This is a genomic window from Aminicella lysinilytica (assembly GCF_004362975.1).
In the GTDB taxonomy this organism is placed as follows: domain Bacteria; phylum Bacillota; class Clostridia; order Peptostreptococcales; family Anaerovoracaceae; genus Aminicella; species Aminicella lysinilytica.
The window spans coordinates 1-16,388 of sequence record NZ_SNXO01000005.1; the positions used below are offsets into that span (position 1 = coordinate 1).

Sequence of the window (16,388 nt, forward strand, 5' to 3'; positions counted from 1 at the left end):
AACAACAAGAGACCACATTCATTTAACAATGGTTTACCACCAGCTAAAGTCGCATAAAAGGCGCATGCCTATTACAATTTTGCTTGACCAGAACAGAGTTAAATGAAATATCCACATACTTGATAACATCCTCAACCTCTGCATGCATAGGAATGCGCAGAAGCACAGTCTTCTTCCCCTGCTTCCTTGCCATGTCGCAATAACCGGCGATATTCTTCACGCGGGAATCCGCCATAAAGTCCACCTTAGGATCCGCCGCGATCATCCGGCACATTTCCGGATCCGCGCACATACCCTTTGTTACTATCATAAGGGAGCAACCGCCGTGATCCTTGGTGATCTCCGCAACGGCGTCAAGATTGCCCTGAAGTTTTTTCAAATCTACTACTAATTTCGGATACATTTTTCCACTCCTTTTTCAATCAACTATATCTTACTCCACCCGGTTCGGGCAGTTGCGTCTGGTACAATGCTTGCAATCATGCGTACAGTCACCCATATACTGACCCTGAGTGCCATCCGAGTCGGAATTTGTGGCCCACTTACCCTGAAGGCCCTGGCCCGCCTCGATGCCCGCCTTGGCAGGATCCGCACTGGCCCCTGCAGGCCCGCGGCTGTTAGCACCGCCGATAGGCTCCTCCTCTTTGAAAGCAGTCATATCATAGCCGGCCGCCTCGCACTCCTCTATATGCTTCCTGTACTCCTCGTCCCGCTGGACCTTTTCCTCGTACTCCTCTTCCACAGCCTTCATGTAGATCGGGATCTCCACGCCCTCTTCCTTCTTCTCAGGGAACTTGAAATCCAGACTCTGCTCCAGCAGCTTAATAGCCGCCTCCCGGTACTTCTTGGACAAAACGCCCAATGAAGCCATGATGTATTCGTTGTCTACGAGGATCTTGGCGTGATCTGTTGGGAACAAAAGCATGCCTGTCTCGTTGTGTCTCGCGATCTGTTTCATGATCTCGACTCTGTGAGGCAGCCGCGTCAGGGCTCCGCCCGTGCCGACGATGTACTTCACCTGAGTCAGGTCCTTGCCCTCGGCCACAGTACTTCTGCCCGAAGGTCCGTATATATATCTGATCTGTCCCGCGTGGCGCTCTGTGGCCTTGGTCACAGCCTCCAGAGTCAGCCTCTCTACGAACTTGATCTCATCCTCGGTCTTAGGAATGGCAACGTAACTCTCCAGGACCTTGTCCATGTCGATGCCCATTTCATTGCACTCCTCACGGAGCTTCTCCTCACCGATAGATTCTATTACTTTGTACCTGTTTACGTAAACGCCCAAGTCTCCCTCGACAGTACGCTTAGCCTTCGGCTCCGGCGATACCATGATCCTGGCCACTTTGTCCGATTCAACTGCCACAGAATGCAGGTCCGTCGTAGCTCCGCCAACGTCCAGAACTATCAGGTCTCCGATGCAGTCATAGAGCAGCTTGGTGCACTCCATAACAGCTCCCGGCGTTGGGATTATCGGTCCACTGACCATGTCACGCACGTGCTCCATGCCCGGCGCGTGAGTAATATGCTGCTCAAAAGCCTGCTGGATCACTTTCCTGCAAGGCTCTACGTTCAGGTCGTCGATTTTCGGGTATACGTTCTCAACATTATACAGCTGCTCGCCGCTTTCCTCGTCAAAGATCAGCTTCATTTCTTCCTGGTTCTCGATGTTGCCGGCGTAGATTATCGGCGTCTTGAGTCCCATGGCTCTGATCATCTCGGCGTTGTCCAGGGCCGTGTCGCGCTCGCCGTAATCAACGCCTCCGGCGATGAGTATCAGGTTAGGGTTGATCTCTTTGATCTTGGCAATGTCGGTCCGTCTGAGTTTGCCCGCAGTAACAAAATGTATAATGCCGCCGGCTCCCAGAGCCGCCTCTTTGGCCGCCTTGGCGGTCATGTCGTAGACCAGACCGTGGACAGTCATCTTCAGCCCGCCTGCGGCGGAGGAAGTTGCCAGCATGTCGTCATACTCCAGACTGTCAATTTTCTTTTTGTTGCAAAGATCGTCTATGGCTCCCTGGAGGCCGACTCTTACGTCGCCGTCCATGACAGAGGTAGGCGCCTGACCCTGACCCCAGAAGACCGGTTTGTCCGTGTTCAGATCCGTGAATGCGTTGACTACTGTCGTGGTCGAGCCTATTTCTGCTACTAAAACGTCTACTCTCATTTTCTACCTCTCTATATATTCTAATGACGCGCGGCCGCATCCTGCGCCCGCGGTACTTATATTCAAAAATCAAATACGGAGCGGGCATTTGCCCGCCCCATAAAAAGTTCCGGTTATGTGACTGTTCGTCTGACTGAAGACTACTCGTCCTCGTCGATTCCTACCAGATGTCCTCCCTCAGGAAGGTCGCCACGTCTTCTCATTGCTTCTTCGCAAAGGAATGTAGCTACATCGATACCATGAGAATCTCTTCCGAATCCTTCATCGATTCCGGTTGCTCTTGCGTCCTCAGGACTTACCTGAGTTCCGCCTGCACAGATAATTACCTTATCTCTGATGCCCTTCTCGATAGCCAGCTCGTTGATTCTCTTCATGCTCTTGTAATGGATGTTGTCATGTGAAATGATCGTTGATGCAAGTATAGCGTCAGCGTTCAGCTCAACAGCAGCGTCAACCAGCTTCTCTACAGGAACTGAAGTTCCAAGGTAATTAACCTCGATGCCCCACTTCTCGATTCCGCCGTGCTTGATGTTGATGATCTCACGCAGACCTACGGAATGCTCGTCATCTCCAACAGTTCCGCATACTACTGACATGTGATGATCCTTGAACTCTTTGTACAGGATCTCATCTGACAGATGATGTGGTGGTGGAGGCAGTACCAGTGAATCAGGGTCGATATCGAATGTTACCTTGCCCTTGATCTCGATTCTTGTACCCTCTGCAGGGTGCATGATCTCTTTACTGATTACTTCAGGCTTGTCCAGACCCAGCTTCTCAGCGATCTGAAGGCCTGTAGCCTCTGCTGTTCTGACATTTGTAGGAACGCACATTGTCAGCATTACTACGCCGTCTCCGCACCATTCCATTTCAGGCTTGATTGCTTTTCCGTCAAGATATTTCTTAACTTTCTCAAGTCTTACATTTACATTATCTACTTCATCAAGCTCGTCAATGTAAACGATCTTGCTTCTGTCTTCGAATGTGCATCCGCCGATCAGAGCTGATGGGTTCTTAGGATCTCCGCCGTACTGCTCAACATTGTTGTATCCAAAGTGTGCAGTTACAGGAGCCATGTAGTCCTCTTCTCTCGGGAAGATGAATCCATAACCAACGCCGCCCTTGATCTTTCTTGCGATGCCGTCGCCGTTTCTTGCAGGATATTTAGCAGAGTCTACGAAGAATCCCTGCTCAACTGCGTTGAAATATCCGCCAACTTCTACGATCTCTTCCATGAACAGGCAAGCTCTCTCTTTAATGTCTCTTGCCATTTCTCTCAGAGGACCGTCCTTCTTCAGCTCAACTAACTCATTGAAACCATCCATGTAAACCAGCGCCTGTTTAGCGTTGTCGATAGCTTCCATGTTGTAGATGTGCCAAGGAACGTTTCTGCCTTCATCCGGTGTGATTGTTGACTGAATGTCAGCGCTTGTCAGCTTGGAAATAACCATGTTCATTACATGAGTTACTGTAGCTTCTCTTACTGATGAGCAAACATACTTAGTCGTCTGCTGTGCTCTCATCTTGTATCTGTCGCAGATGTCTCTCAGTGCTACTGCGTAAGGCAGGTCAAGGTACATAGCAGGTGCAGGTGCTGCATCTGGCGGTACTGTTGACAAACTGATATTTTCAGGTTTGATACCAACCTTCTCTGAGAACAGGGAGTTGATGGCATGCTGAACGATAAGCTCAGGCATTACCTTCCATGCTTCTCTTGCAGTTGCGTTAGCATTATGAGCTCCGTCGATCTGAAGAATGTTAGCCCACTCCAGAATCTTCTTGGATTCGCATGCGTCTACGAAAGATCTTACGCAGTTGATATCTCTGTAAAGTACATTGTACTGTGGATCCTGATGAGCGCCGTTGATTCCTTCTTCAGCGAACATAACAGCTACGTCCGGTCCTGCAACTCCTGAAACGTATGAATGGTAGTTCAGTGGACGACCTACTTCATCCTCGATAAGATCCAGAGCCTTTCTCTGAGCTCTTACCTGTTTCCTTGTAATAGGAACTCCGCCTATACCCTGTGGTGTACCTTCCATAAGTCCATCGATATGGGACTGTCCCATATGTCTGATAACCATTATATGGTCAGCGCCATGCCAAGCGGCCATTCTCATTCTTCTGATATCATCTTCGAATCTTCCTGATGCGATCTCTGTAGTGATTACAGGGAGCGGCTGAGGATCGATGTCATCGAAGAATTTAGCCGGTGGTAGTGGAACGCCATTCTTAAGTGGCTTGGACATATCATGGAATTCGAAAGGACCCATCTTAAGATTAGGTGCAGGTTCTCTCCATGTCCAGTTATGTCTTCTTGGTTCGTATTTATCAAGATCCTTCAAGACCTCTCTAACATCCAACTTTTCGTTGCGATCTAAAATCATATCTGCCATCTTATTTGCCCTCCTTGAACATTGCTACTGCGTCATCCCAGTATTCGCCGCGAGCCATTGCCTCAGAAGTCTCTCTTATTGAGATATTCTTAGCCTTAGAAACCTTGTACAGGATATTTCCTGTTCCATGGCCCATGAGTCCTCTGTCCATAGCGCCTTCTACAATTTTCTGAGTGTCAAGGGATGATACTCCCATGCGGAGAAGTACTGCTCTTTCAACTGAAGGAGTAGTGTTTTTTCTTCCCAGCTCAAGAAGAGGGTCAACAACCTGGGCAGTCATTTCCCAGAATCTGTCATACAGTTCTTTGTCGGAAAGGTTAGCAATATGCTTTCTTCTTTCCTGAAAATCGTCTTCTCTTATCATTCTTTTTTCTCCTTTTGTTCACCGGGTAAGACCCGGTATCCAACTTAGCGTATATCTTTTACAGACCTAATGTCTTCTTAACAAAATCTACGTCAGTTTTTGTCTCTTCAGCCAGGAACTTAAGGTCAGCATCTGTCGGTGTGACGTCTGCATGCTTCTTGGCTGCTTTCTTGATCAGTGACTGTCTGAAATGATTCAGGTCAGCGTCGTGGCACTGGATCATACCAGGGTTTGCAGGGAATACTACGTTTACGCCCGGCTGATCTTCTTTAGAAGGATCTCCGAACTTCAGCTCGATGCCATTGTCTCTTGCGAAAGAAAGCTGTGGCTGAATGTGTTTGCCTGCTCCTGTGTACTCAGTCTCACTGATAACAAGGATAGCGTCTTCAGGAAGCTCCTGAGCCAGTGAAAATGCTGCTGCGAGAGCTGTATTTCCCGCAGGTCCTCTTTCGATTCCCTCAAGCTGAGCCAAAGTCTCTGTCATATACATAACTTCGCCCTGCTTAACTGTTACATAACGGTCCATGTAACGAAGAGGTCTTGCTGCACTTCTTGGAACGTCTGAATGGTCAGGATCTGTTGCGTATGGTACGCCGAATCCAGTATGACCTGTAGTGCATGACTTCAGGTTGAACTGCTTGTCTGATGCCATCGAAAGTCCTGTCAGATCGATAGAAGCTGCTACCATAGTTGTGTCTACAGCACCTGCTTTGATCAATCCACGGGCAGTTCCTGTCATCATTCCGCCGCCTGCGTTAGTGCATACTACCATATCAGGGTCTTTGCCAACCTTCTCGCGGCACTGCATAGCTATTTCATAGCCCAGAGTCTCGATGCCGGCAATGCCGAATGGTGAGTAAAGTGAAGCGTTGAAATATCCTGTGTCCTCAAGAACGCTCAGGAATGTGTAGAACAGTTCAGGTCCAACTGTCAGCTGGATAACCTCTGCTCCGTAAGCTTCGCATTTTCTTGCTTTTTCTATGATTTCAGGTTGTCCTACTCCGTGTGAGTCGTAGCACTCCTGAACGATGATGCAGTCAAGTTCCTGCATAGCTGCCTGTGAAGCAACGGCTGCGCCGTAGTTTCCTGATGTAGCAGCGATTACGCCTTTATATCCAAGCTTCTTGGCATGAGCAACTGCGCATGCAGCTCTTCTTGCCTTGAAACTTCCTGATGCGTTGCAAGCTTCATCCTTAGCGAAGATTCTTGCGCCGTAGCCAGGTTTGGCATATTTTCTTGAAAGAGCGGAGATGTTTCTCAGCTCGATAAGAGGTGTATTTCCTACATCTGTTCTTGCCTGGATCCTTGCACACTCGTCAAGAGTGTAACCTGTAGATTTCATCAGCGCTTCGTAATCGAATGCGATGGAACCTGATTCGAATTCATTGTAGTCAAGTCCGAGTGCCTTCAGATTGATATCATTGGATCTCGCCATGACGGAATCATAATCTTTTGCTAATGCCATTATTTGTCACCTCCACGCACGATCTCTCTTAGCTGCTTGTCGATCTGGATGATCTCTGGGACAAATTTGCCATAGCTATGAGTATAATAAGGACCAACTTCTATAAGTGTGCCCTTTTCCAAGCGGCCTACAGCCGTCTTGACAGTTACAACATCACCGATTTCAGCGTCTGCCTGCAGTTCGCCCTTAGTCCACATTTCAAGATCACATTTCTTGGTGTCCTCAGGGATCTTGCCGGTTCTTTCATCGGCCTTAAGTACGACAGTGTGAATGCGTACCCAATCTCCTTTTTTTGCCATTGTTTATTTTCTCCTGTTTCTAACTTTCCCTGCATAACATGATGTAGTCGGGCGAAGATATCCTCCCCGCCCGAACAACATGCGTAAAAATGTAAGGATTCAATTATTTAACTAATTTGCAATCTTCGTCGATCTGATCTCTGAAGTCTCCCATGATAGCATGAGGAACTGGGATGTCGATCATTGTCTTAAGACCTGGTTTAGCGTTGATAACCATAGGTATGCAGTTCATGATCATAGCCATAGTTCCGATTCCGCCTTCGATCTCAGGGTTGTTAGCCATGTTTACTGGTGGAACGCTGTCGAGGATGACATAGTCTCCTGTGTGTACTCCAACCTGTTCAGGCTCGATCTGCTGTGGATGATCCATATCGATCTTTCTCTCGCCGTCAACGATTCCCCAGCCCTTCATAGCTACGCCTGCAACTGATCCTTTAGCAGCGAATCCATAAGGTGACTTTCTGTCAACGTCTGTTACGATAGGCTCCATGTCCTGTCCGAACTCGTCAAGCTTCCAGCCAAGAGCTTCACACATCATACCAACTGACTCAGCAAATCCAACGTGTCCAGCCATTGTTCCGTCTGCTTTTCTCTTATTGAAATCTTCAACGCTTACGCCGATTCCCTGCTCTTCCATAACAGCAGGTCCGAAAGGTGAAAGACTGTTAACTCTTCTTGAAGTGATGTGGTCAACTGACTCGCATGCTGAAGTCCAGAGGATAACCAGCAGGTCCATGATCAGACCAGGGTTGATGCCTGTTCCAAGAACTGAAACGCCATTCTTCTTAGCACACTCATCAAGTTTCTTAGTAAGTTCAGGCTCCTGAGCCTTAGGATAAGCCATCTGCTCAGCTGAAGTGATTACGTTGATGCCCTTCTCCATAACGAAGACAAGCTTGTCATATACTTCTTTAGTAAATGAGTTTGTGCAAACTACAACGATGTCTGCTGATCCCTTTTTAATTACATCCTCAGGAGTTCCAACGATTACGTCAGCTCTGTTGCCCTGCTCGATGCCCGGAACTACGTCATACAGATTCTTGCCTACTTTGTCGCCTATATCAATAGCACCGACAATGTCAACACCCTGTTTCTTGCATAACATTTTTCCGATTCCGCCGCCCATAGCGCCTAATCCCCAAAGGATTACCTGTACATTTTTCATTTGCTTTTCTCTCCTTTAACATTAATTTAAAATATAATAATTAACTATTTATGACGAGTCCGTCAGAACCCGCGCTACTTTTATATAACGCAAGTCCTATGCCAATTAAAAACATGTATACATTACACACAAACCTTCCTGTGGACACAAAAAATAGTGGCTTTTTACGCTTTAGTGCACAAAAAACCACTACATAACTGTTTAATTATCTAATTCTTTCTGTCTGCCAGCATTTGCCATCGTGCCTGGTAACCAGTTGGTGCAAATATTTTTGCGATTTTACTGCAAATATTTTTGCGATTTTGTATTTTTTCAAATACTATTACTCTTTTATACCGTATTTCTTCAGTTTATGCTGCAGGGTCTGCCTCTTTATCTGCAGTATTTCAGCCGATTTGGAAACATTTCCGCCTTCGCTTATCATTACGCCCCTGATGATCTCCTTCTCCAGGTTGCTCATGTATTCATTAAGCGGTCCCTGGCGGTCCCACTGCTCTATGTCTTTGCCCAGCGCCTGCACCTGCATTGGCATCTGCAGAAGCCTGTCCGTCAGCACATGCTCTGTCTCCGCCATGGATACGGACTGGACTATTATATTCTCCAGCTCCCTGATATTGCCGGGATAGTCGTACTTGCAAAGCCTTGCCATCGCAGCCTCCGACACCATCCAGACTTCCTTGTCAAACCTTTTGTTATGCTTGTCCAGAAAGGCATCCGTCAGGACGGGTATGTCGTCTTTCCTGTTCCTCAGAGGCGGGATGGAAATGCTGACTACATTCAGCCTGTAATACAGGTCCTTCCTGAGCTTGCCCTCGGCCATGAGCACCTCCGGCGGTTCGTTGACCGTGGCGATGATGCGCACATCCACGGGAATGTCCGTGGTGCCGCCAACGCGCCTGATGTAATCCTCCTGCAGCACGCGCAAAAGTTTGCTCTGCAGTTCGTAGGGCATGGCGCTGATCTCGTCCAGGAGCAGTGTCCCGCCGTTGGCCTGTTCGAAAAGCCCGGCCCTGTCAACGGCTCCGGTAAAGCCGCCTTTTGTAGTGCCGAATAGTATACCCTCCAGCAAAGACTCCGGCAATGCCGCGCAGTTCTGTGCCAGGAACGGGTTCTCACGCCTGCTGCTGGCATAGTGTATGCTTTGCGCAAAGAGTTCTTTACCTGTTCCGGTCTCGCCGTAAATGAAGACCGAGGCGTTGTTCTTGGCTGCCCGCTTGGCCCGCTCGACTATAGCCGCGAAGGTTCTGTTTTGTCCTATTATATCCTCAAAGGTGTATTTCTTGATGGTCGGCGTCTTGGTGGCTTTGGTTGTGCCGAGTTTGTCTCCCTGCAATTCTAGTATGGTGTCGCTCATGGATCTGATGTTGGTAATGTCCCTGGCTACCTCGATGGCTGCAACCGTGCGTCCTTCGACGTTTACCGGCACGGTACTGTTTATAGTCGTAACTTCCTTGCCGTAAAGGTTGGTATAAGTCTGCTGCTTATTTTTGGTGGCCACTCTTTTCTTGAGTGCATGGTACATGGTGCTCTCGCTCAGCCTGACCCCCGGAAAGGCCTTATGGAACTCCTTGCCCACTACATCCGTCACGTTGATCTTCTCGTTTTTCGCCATGGCCTCATTGTAAAACAGACCTACGCCGTCTCTATCAACAATATAAACGCCCTCATCGACAAGTTCGATGAGTTCTTCTATTATTTTTTTATAAGCAGTTTCATCCATGTTCGGTACCTCCAATACTTGTATTTTACACTATTCTCGGCTTTAATGCAAATTAATTTGCACTGATTGCCAGTTGATTATTTCCTCTTATTATTGTATATTGTTAATTGACAATTTATCACCTGGAGGTACTAACATAAATGAGAATACGTAAGAAAACAAATGGACTTAATGATATGGCAAGCGACGAACTGGATTTCATCGCCGGCGTTTCAGACGCTTTGGCCCATCCGGTCCGCCTGGAGCTTTTCAGATATATAATGCAGAAGAACAAGACCATGGATCTGGTCTGCACCAAGGACCTAGTCGGCGCCTTCGACTACGCTCAGGCCACCATCTCTCAGCACATGAAAAAACTTGTCCAGTCCGGTCTCGTTGAGATCAAGAAGCAAGACAAGTTTTCCTATTTCTATGTCAATCTCGGCATACTCATGCAATACATCGACGACGTGAAACGCTACTCAGTCGTATAACGGCGAAAGCGCGGGTGTACTTGAGCGTTAGGAGCGGCCGCCCGGCTATACCCACTCGGCTCCTTCCGTATAAACAACGAAATGATCCCGGATCTCCACATAGCCGCCTTTGACAACGGCAGTCTTCAGCCCTTCCGGGCCCGCCGGCCCGCCGGCTTCCCTGAGCTTCACTTTGCCGTTCTCCTTTAAAAGCTTGCAGCACCAGACATGGCGAGGCATATAGCCTTCCTCGCCACCAACTGTATCTGCCATAAGTATATCTACATCACCCGAATAAAACATCGAATCAGGCGTTATGATCTCCAACTTAGCGCTGCTCATATCAATTCTCCCCGGATTCCTGTGATTCCTTGAATTTTTCCACTACCTCATCTATACCGCCTGCGAAGAAGAACATCTCCTCAGGAATATCATCATGCTCGCCATCCAGGATCTCTTTGAATCCACGGACAGTTTCAGACAATGGAACATATTTGCCCTCCATGCCTGTAAACTGTTCAGCCACTGTGAACGGCTGTGACAGGAATCTCTGGATTTTCCTTGCTCTGGATACGGTCAGCTTATCTTCCTCAGACAATTCATCCATTCCCAGAATAGCAATGATATCCTGCAAGTCCTTGTATTTCTGCAGAACCTCCTGCACACGGCGGGCTGTTTCATAATGCTCATCGCCTACAATTAGAGGATCCAGTATTCTGGAAGTCGATGCCAGAGGATCTACGGCCGGGTAAATTCCCAGTTCTGTAATGGCACGATCCAATACGGTCGTGGCGTCCAAATGGGCAAATGTCGTAGCCGGAGCCGGGTCCGTCAGATCGTCAGCCGGCACATATACCGCCTGAACAGAAGTGATTGAGCCATCCTTTGTTGACGTGATACGCTCCTGCAAAGCGCCCATTTCATTGGCCAGGGTCGGCTGGTAACCTACGGCTGAAGGCACACGGCCCAGCAGAGCGGAAACCTCAGAACCGGCCTGAGTGAATCTGAAAATATTATCTATGAACAAAAGTACATCCTGCTTTTCTTTATCGCGGAAGTATTCTGCCATCGTCAGTCCTGTCAGAGCTACACGCATTCTCGCTCCAGGAGGTTCGTTCATCTGGCCGAAGACCATGGCTGTCTTTTTCAAAACGCCTGACTCGGTCATTTCGCCGTATAGGTCATTGCCCTCTCTGGTACGCTCGCCTACGCCGGCGAATACGGAAATACCGCCGTGCTCTGTAGCGATGTTATTGATAAGCTCCTGAATAAGAACGGTCTTGCCTACGCCGGCACCTCCGAAGAGTCCGACTTTACCGCCTCGCGTGTATGGAGCTATCAGGTCGATTACCTTGATGCCCGTTTCGAATATCTGTGATGAAGTATCCTGATCCTCGAAGGCAGGAGCGCTTCTGTGAATAGGCGCTTTCTGCTTGGTGTTCACAGGTCCCTTCTCATCTATTGGCTCTCCCAGAACGTTGAACAGTCTTCCCAGAACCTCAGGTCCTACAGGAACTTCGATAGGGTTACCTGTATCATAGGCTTCCATACCCCTTGCCAAGCCATCAGTTGAGGATAGGGCTACACACCTTACCTCATCATCGCCCTTATGCTGGGCTACCTCGGCAACGATGGTTTTACCGTCGTTCAGCTTGATCTGTATAGCGTTCTTCAATTCCGGCAGTTCGTCCGGATGGAACTTGATATCTATTACCGGTCCGATAATCTCATGTATTCTTCCTTTATTCAATTATCTTTCCTCCTAACTCTGTGCCTCTGAACCAGAGACTATTTCAATAATTGCATCTGTTATCTGCGATTGTCTTGCTCTATTATACTTGACCTGGAGCATAGTCAGCATATCGCTGGCGTTGTCGTTGGCGTTTTCCATGGCCTGACGTCTGGCGGCATGCTCACAGGTGGCTGACTCTATAGCCGCGCTGTAGAGATGAAGCTGGAAGTACTTGGGAACGAGATATCTGAATACTTCCTCCGCCGATGGTTCATACTCGATAGAGTGAAGTGGCTGCGGCCCGGCGTCTTTATCTTCGCCTTCTTCGAATCCTTTGCCTTCTGCCTTGTCTATGAGCGCATCCTCAGCCTTCTCGTCGGCCTTGATCTCATTCATGTCTATAGGCAATATCCTCCGCGTGGTGACTTCCTGCTTCAATGTGTTGATGTAAGAAGTATACACCAGAATGATCTCATCGATCTCCCCGGCCAGATATTTCTCTATAAGTGGTCCTGCAATATCCTGAGTCTCTTCGAAAGTCACAGTATCAGCAGTTCCGTCATGTTCGATCAGTATGTCATAGTTCATCCTCTGGAAATGTTCTCTTCCCTTGGAGCCTATTGTGACCAGCTTGGCGTCATGATGAGCTTCCTTTATCAACTTCTCCGTATATCTGATTACGTTTCCATTGAAACTGCCGCAGAGGCCCGTACTGCTGGTCATGATCACAAGACAGGTGGTCTTGATCTCACGGCTGCCTACGAGGAACTGCTTCGGCACGCTGGCGGCATTATCAAAAGTCTCATCCATAGAAGCCTTGATGCGATCCAGGAACAGTTTACTGTGTTCATAGACTGCCTTGGCTCTGCGCAGTTTGGCGGCAGAGACCAGCTTCATAGCGTTGGTTATACGCTCAGTGCTGTTGATGCTTCTGATTCTTCGCTTGATGCCCTGCATTTGCTCAGCCATTTACAAAACCTACCTTCTTGAATTCGGTAATGCCTTTAGTCAGTAATTCTTCCGTTTCCTTAGGCAGATCTCCGGTTTCCTCGATAGTCCTTCTGACCTCAGGGAAGTGGTCGTCCATATACGGATAGAACTGTGATTCAAAGCTCTTGATCTGATTTACCGGTATGTCGTCCAGCAGTCCGTTGACCGCTGCGTAAATTATCATCACCTGCAATGCTACATCCAAAGGTCCATACTGGCCCTGTTTCAATATCTCCATGATGATGCTGCCGTGATCTAACCGCCGCTTGGTGTCAGCGTCTATATCAGAACCAAACTGTGAGAATGACTTCAGTTCTGTATACTGAGCCAGCATCAGTTTGATCTTGCTGGATACCTTCTTCATGGCCTTGATCTGAGCGTTTCCTCCTACACGGGATACGGAAATCCCGGCATTTATGGCCGGTCTCTGTCCTGCAAAGAACAACTCGTTTTCAAGGAATATCTGGCCGTCTGTTATGGATATTACGTTTGTTGGTATGTATGCTGCTATATCTCCGGCCTGGGTCTCGATTATCGGCAAAGCCGTAAGAGAACCGCCTCCTAATTCATCCGACAGTTTGGCTGCTCTTTCCAGCAGTCTGCTGTGAAGGTAGAATACGTCGCCGGGATATGCTTCTCTTCCTGGTGGTCTGCGAAGAAGTAATGACATGGCTCTGTAGGCCACGGCATGCTTAGACAGATCATCATAGACGATCAGCACATGCTTGCCCTGGTACATGAAATACTCGCCCATAGCGCAGCCCGCATAGGGTGCGATGTACTGCATAGGCGCTACCTCGCTGGCCGTAGCCGATACGACGATAGTGTACTTCATGGCGTCTTTCTTTTCCAAAGTTTCCACCAGCTGGGCTACTGTAGACTGCTTCTGACCTATGGCTACATAGATGCAGATGACGTCCTTGCCCTTCTGGTTCAAAATGGTATCTATGGCGATGGCTGTCTTACCTATCTGCCTGTCGCCTATGATCAACTCACGCTGACCCCTGCCTATAGGGATCATGGAGTCAATGGCTTTGATTCCGGTCTGCAGTGGTTCCTTGACTGGCTGCCTGCGCAAAACGCCCGGAGCCGGACTTTCTATAGGCCTGTGCTCTGTGGTGTCGATGGCGCCTTTGCCGTCGATAGGTTTGCCTAAAGCATCTACGACTCTGCCGATAAGGGCTTCGCCAACGGGTACCTCAACTACCGTGCCTGTAGGTTTGACTATGTCGCCTTCGCCTATCTGACGGTCGTCGCCGAGTATTACCGCGCCCACATTATCCTCTTCCAAATTGAGGGCCATGCCATAGACATTGTGTGGAAACTCCAACAACTCACTGGACATGCAGTGACTGAGCCCGTAGACCCTGGCGATGCCATCGCCTACCTGCATTACAGTACCGAAGTCAGAGATATCCATTTCATTCGTATAATTCTTGATTTGATCCTTGATCAATCCGCTTATTTCATCGGGTCTTAAATTCATAGAAGTCTCTCCCTTCTAGCTATTTTTTATCTGTTCTGCCAGCTTATCAAGCCGCGAACGCAATGATGCGTCGACGATTTTCCCGTCAACGAAGATCTTAACTCCGCCGATGAGGCTGGTATCTACTTTATTCCTGAGCATTACATTCTTCTGCAAAAGTCTGCCTGTTTCTTCCTGGAATTTCTTCATCTGAGCATCGGTCAGTTTGACTGCGGAATATATTACTCCCTCGCCTATGCCGGTCTCCTCATCGAAGATATCACAGTACTGTCTGACAATATTATGGAAATTATACTGCCTGTTCTTATCAATAAGGATACAAAGAAATGACAGGACCTCCTTGGAGATCTTGCCTTCGAAGATTTCCTTCATCATTTCCTTCTTGGATGCGTTAGATATGGCAGGGTTGATCATAAGCTTGTCGAAATCCTTCTCTTTCTCGAAGATCTTATCAAGCTGTATCAATTCATCCTTGACTTCATCAACGCTACCGTTGTCATCAGCCGCTTCAAAAAGAGCTGTGGCGTATATCCTTGCTATTCCTATTTCCATGGCTCATCCTCAGCTTCCTCGATGATCTTATTGACGATTTCCTCATGGTCATCAGGCGTGATTTCCTTTTCCATTATCTTGCCTGCAGCCATAATAGCCAGGTCGCTGACTTCTTCCTTAAGCTGCTTGCGGGCATTGAACCTTTCCCGCTCGATCTCTTTGTCGGAATGTTCTATAGCCTTTCTCGCCTTTTCATTGGCCTCGTTGACTATGCCGTCAGCCTGGACCTTGGCCTCATCTCTCGCCTTCTTTATTATGGTTCTGCTCTCAATGTCGACATTGGCGATGCGTTCCTCATAATCCTTCAGTTTCTCATCGGCTTCCCGACTCTTGACTTCAGCATTATCAAGGCTGTCCTGGATGTCCTGCGATCTTTTCTCCATAAAATCATGGACCTTTTCAAAGAAAAAATGCTTCAGGATAAAGAATAAAACAATGAATGTTATCAATGAGAAAACAAAATTCCAATTAAGTTCTAGTAAACTCTGATACGCGCGCATGCTTTATCCTCCTTCCTGCTGTTACTGATCAGCCTCATAATTTACATTTTACCTAACAGTATGATCGATATTATCAAACCGAAAACCAACGCGGTCTCCATGATGGCCATAGCCAGTATCATATTGACCAGAAGTTTGCCCATGATCTCCGGCTGTCTAGACATTCCATGCATTGCACCGTTAGCTACGATGCCCTGACCAATTCCTACGCCCAGAGCTGCAAGTCCCATACATATGCCTGCACCAATTGCTATAAGTCCCATTTTTACTACCTCCATTAAAAACTATAATTTATATTATGGCCCTAACCGGCCTGTTCTAACTGTTTCGCCTGATGTTTAGCCAGCCGTTTCTCCTTGCTCTTCCTTCTGCGTTCCAGAGTCTCAGGTGACGTACCTTCCATGCCTCGCCGCAGATTGATCGCCGTCAGCACCGTGAATATGTATCCCTGTATCACCGGTTCGAACATATCGAAGAACAGATTCAAAGGTATTACTGTTACGCACCTTAGTATAGGTACCGGACAGAAGGTCGCGCTGATAGTCGACATAAGATTCAGCCACAGATCTACCACTATCATTCCTCCGAAGATGTTTCCGAAGAGTCGAAGAGCCAGAGTAACAGGGAAAGTCAGATCGCTGATCAGATCCATGATTATCATGAAAGAGAACGGATCCCGCATTTCGCTCAGTCTTCCGCCGATGCCCAGATGTCTGATGGCATTGTACTGGATAAGTACGAAGGACAGGGCCGCAAGGCCTGCAGTTATACTTACATCCGCCGTTATCGGTCTGAGGCCAATAAGGCCAAGACTGTTAGCACACACGAGCCACAGGATCAATGTGCCGAAATACGGCGCAAACGACCTGGCAAATTCTTTACCCAGGTTTTCTTCTGTGAATTTATATATCCAGCCTACGAACAATTCTACCAGGACCTGTTTGCCCTTAGGCACAGCCTGCAGATTGCTGCCCAGCCAGATACCGACTGCCGCCAGGATCACTGCCAGAATAATAGCATAGCATGTGCTCTCTGAAAGGAAGAACTTCCCGCTACTGCCGAAATATACTATTATCCGAGCTCCAAGCTCATTCAGATTCATA

At 48.0% G+C, this 16,388-nt stretch carries 17 protein-coding genes; 1 reads left to right on the forward strand and 16 read right to left on the reverse strand.

Going from position 1 to position 16,388, the window contains the following annotated elements; all coding sequences use genetic code 11:
- Window positions 1-43: 43 nt before the first annotated feature.
- The 8 genes from EV211_RS01975 to EV211_RS02010 all read right to left on the reverse strand — a co-directional run bounded on the left by EV211_RS01975 (window position 44) and on the right by EV211_RS02010 (window position 9,573).
- On the reverse strand, window positions 44-403 hold the full coding sequence (locus EV211_RS01975) for a type III PLP-dependent enzyme domain-containing protein (protein ID WP_133527756.1): 360 nt from the start codon (window positions 401-403) through the stop codon (window positions 44-46).
- A gap of 30 nt (window positions 404-433) precedes the next feature.
- On the reverse strand, window positions 434-2,164 hold the full coding sequence (locus EV211_RS01980; RefSeq protein ID WP_330564500.1) for a GlmL-related ornithine degradation protein: 1,731 nt from the start codon (window positions 2,162-2,164) through the stop codon (window positions 434-436).
- Between the two features lie 140 nt (window positions 2,165-2,304).
- Complete coding sequence (oraE, locus tag EV211_RS01985) at window positions 2,305-4,560, reverse strand: D-ornithine 4,5-aminomutase subunit OraE (protein ID WP_133527757.1); 2,256 nt, start codon at window positions 4,558-4,560, stop codon at window positions 2,305-2,307.
- 1 nt (window position 4,561) lies between these two features.
- Window positions 4,562-4,924 carry an ornithine aminomutase subunit alpha gene (locus EV211_RS01990; RefSeq protein ID WP_133527758.1) on the reverse strand — a complete coding sequence of 121 codons (363 nt, stop codon included), beginning with the start codon at window positions 4,922-4,924 and terminating at the stop codon, window positions 4,562-4,564.
- Window positions 4,925-4,982: 58 nt separating this feature from the next.
- Complete coding sequence (ortB, locus tag EV211_RS01995; protein ID WP_133527759.1) at window positions 4,983-6,389, reverse strand: 2-amino-4-oxopentanoate thiolase subunit OrtB; 1,407 nt, start codon at window positions 6,387-6,389, stop codon at window positions 4,983-4,985.
- Window positions 6,389-6,688: a 2-amino-4-oxopentanoate thiolase subunit OrtA gene (ortA, locus tag EV211_RS02000; RefSeq protein ID WP_133527760.1), complete on the reverse strand. Its 300-nt coding sequence runs from the start codon at window positions 6,686-6,688 to the stop codon at window positions 6,389-6,391. The genes ortB and ortA overlap by 1 nt, the downstream gene beginning before the upstream one ends.
- Before the next feature lie 103 nt (window positions 6,689-6,791).
- Window positions 6,792-7,853 (reverse strand): 2,4-diaminopentanoate dehydrogenase, encoded by a 1,062-nt coding sequence (gene ord / locus EV211_RS02005; RefSeq protein WP_133527761.1) that lies wholly within the window; start codon window positions 7,851-7,853, stop codon window positions 6,792-6,794.
- Window positions 7,854-8,175: 322 nt separating this feature from the next.
- Window positions 8,176-9,573: a sigma-54 interaction domain-containing protein gene (locus EV211_RS02010; protein WP_133527762.1), complete on the reverse strand. Its 1,398-nt coding sequence runs from the start codon at window positions 9,571-9,573 to the stop codon at window positions 8,176-8,178.
- A 140-nt stretch (window positions 9,574-9,713) separates the two neighbouring features.
- Here EV211_RS02010 and EV211_RS02015 point away from each other — a divergent pair, with 140 nt between their 5' ends.
- Window positions 9,714-10,046 (forward strand): ArsR/SmtB family transcription factor, encoded by a 333-nt coding sequence (locus EV211_RS02015; RefSeq protein WP_133527763.1) that lies wholly within the window; start codon window positions 9,714-9,716, stop codon window positions 10,044-10,046.
- 45 nt (window positions 10,047-10,091) lie between these two features.
- On the opposite strand, the gene EV211_RS02020 is transcribed toward EV211_RS02015, so the two are convergent.
- The 8 genes from EV211_RS02020 to EV211_RS02055 are packed head-to-tail and all read right to left on the reverse strand — an operon-like array spanning window position 10,092 to window position 16,387.
- Entirely contained in the window at window positions 10,092-10,367 is a 276-nt protein-coding gene (locus EV211_RS02020) for a F0F1 ATP synthase subunit epsilon (protein ID WP_133527764.1), read from the reverse strand.
- A gap of 1 nt (window position 10,368) precedes the next feature.
- Complete coding sequence (gene atpD, locus EV211_RS02025; RefSeq protein WP_133527765.1) at window positions 10,369-11,775, reverse strand: F0F1 ATP synthase subunit beta; 1,407 nt, start codon at window positions 11,773-11,775, stop codon at window positions 10,369-10,371.
- Between the two features lie 12 nt (window positions 11,776-11,787).
- A complete protein-coding gene (gene atpG, locus EV211_RS02030; RefSeq protein WP_133527766.1) occupies window positions 11,788-12,726 on the reverse strand; it encodes an ATP synthase F1 subunit gamma in 939 nt (312 codons plus the stop codon).
- Window positions 12,719-14,233 (reverse strand): F0F1 ATP synthase subunit alpha, encoded by a 1,515-nt coding sequence (atpA, locus tag EV211_RS02035; RefSeq protein ID WP_133527767.1) that lies wholly within the window; start codon window positions 14,231-14,233, stop codon window positions 12,719-12,721. The genes atpG and atpA overlap by 8 nt, the downstream gene beginning before the upstream one ends.
- A 15-nt stretch (window positions 14,234-14,248) precedes the next feature.
- Window positions 14,249-14,785 carry a F0F1 ATP synthase subunit delta gene (locus EV211_RS02040; protein WP_133527768.1) on the reverse strand — a complete coding sequence of 179 codons (537 nt, stop codon included), beginning with the start codon at window positions 14,783-14,785 and terminating at the stop codon, window positions 14,249-14,251.
- The gene (gene atpF, locus EV211_RS02045) at window positions 14,776-15,285 is read right to left on the reverse strand and encodes a F0F1 ATP synthase subunit B (protein ID WP_133527769.1); all 510 of its coding nucleotides are present in this window, start codon (window positions 15,283-15,285) and stop codon (window positions 14,776-14,778) included. The genes EV211_RS02040 and atpF overlap by 10 nt, the downstream gene beginning before the upstream one ends.
- 41 nt (window positions 15,286-15,326) lie before the next feature.
- Window positions 15,327-15,548, reverse strand: a complete 222-nt coding sequence (atpE, locus tag EV211_RS02050) for an ATP synthase F0 subunit C (protein ID WP_207667975.1) — start codon at window positions 15,546-15,548, stop codon at window positions 15,327-15,329.
- A 41-nt stretch (window positions 15,549-15,589) separates the two neighbouring features.
- Complete coding sequence (locus EV211_RS02055; RefSeq protein ID WP_133527771.1) at window positions 15,590-16,387, reverse strand: F0F1 ATP synthase subunit A; 798 nt, start codon at window positions 16,385-16,387, stop codon at window positions 15,590-15,592.
- Window position 16,388 lies beyond the last annotated feature (1 nt).

Excerpts from the sequence above, each read along its gene's own strand:
- EV211_RS01975 (WP_133527756.1), bottom strand. The coding sequence starts at position 403 with ATGTATCCGAAATTAGTAGTAGATTTGAAAAAACTTCAGGGCAATCTT.
- EV211_RS01980 (WP_330564500.1), bottom strand. The coding sequence starts at position 2,164 with ATGAGAGTAGACGTTTTAGTAGCAGAAATAGGCTCGACCACGACAGTA.
- oraE (WP_133527757.1), bottom strand. The coding sequence starts at position 4,560 with ATGGCAGATATGATTTTAGATCGCAACGAAAAGTTGGATGTTAGAGAG.
- EV211_RS01990 (WP_133527758.1), bottom strand. The coding sequence starts at position 4,924 with ATGATAAGAGAAGACGATTTTCAGGAAAGAAGAAAGCATATTGCTAAC.
- ortB (WP_133527759.1), bottom strand. The coding sequence starts at position 6,389 with ATGGCATTAGCAAAAGATTATGATTCCGTCATGGCGAGATCCAATGAT.
- ortA (WP_133527760.1), bottom strand. The coding sequence starts at position 6,688 with ATGGCAAAAAAAGGAGATTGGGTACGCATTCACACTGTCGTACTTAAG.
- ord (WP_133527761.1), bottom strand. The coding sequence starts at position 7,853 with ATGAAAAATGTACAGGTAATCCTTTGGGGATTAGGCGCTATGGGCGGC.
- EV211_RS02010 (WP_133527762.1), bottom strand. The coding sequence starts at position 9,573 with ATGGATGAAACTGCTTATAAAAAAATAATAGAAGAACTCATCGAACTT.
- EV211_RS02015 (WP_133527763.1), top strand. The coding sequence starts at position 9,714 with ATGAGAATACGTAAGAAAACAAATGGACTTAATGATATGGCAAGCGAC.
- EV211_RS02020 (WP_133527764.1), bottom strand. The coding sequence starts at position 10,367 with ATGAGCAGCGCTAAGTTGGAGATCATAACGCCTGATTCGATGTTTTAT.
- atpG (WP_133527766.1), bottom strand. The coding sequence starts at position 12,726 with ATGGCTGAGCAAATGCAGGGCATCAAGCGAAGAATCAGAAGCATCAAC.
- atpA (WP_133527767.1), bottom strand. The coding sequence starts at position 14,233 with ATGAATTTAAGACCCGATGAAATAAGCGGATTGATCAAGGATCAAATC.
- EV211_RS02040 (WP_133527768.1), bottom strand. The coding sequence starts at position 14,785 with ATGGAAATAGGAATAGCAAGGATATACGCCACAGCTCTTTTTGAAGCG.
- atpF (WP_133527769.1), bottom strand. The coding sequence starts at position 15,285 with ATGCGCGCGTATCAGAGTTTACTAGAACTTAATTGGAATTTTGTTTTC.
- atpE (WP_207667975.1), bottom strand. The coding sequence starts at position 15,548 with ATGGGACTTATAGCAATTGGTGCAGGCATATGTATGGGACTTGCAGCT.
- EV211_RS02055 (WP_133527771.1), bottom strand. The coding sequence starts at position 16,387 with ATGAATCTGAATGAGCTTGGAGCTCGGATAATAGTATATTTCGGCAGT.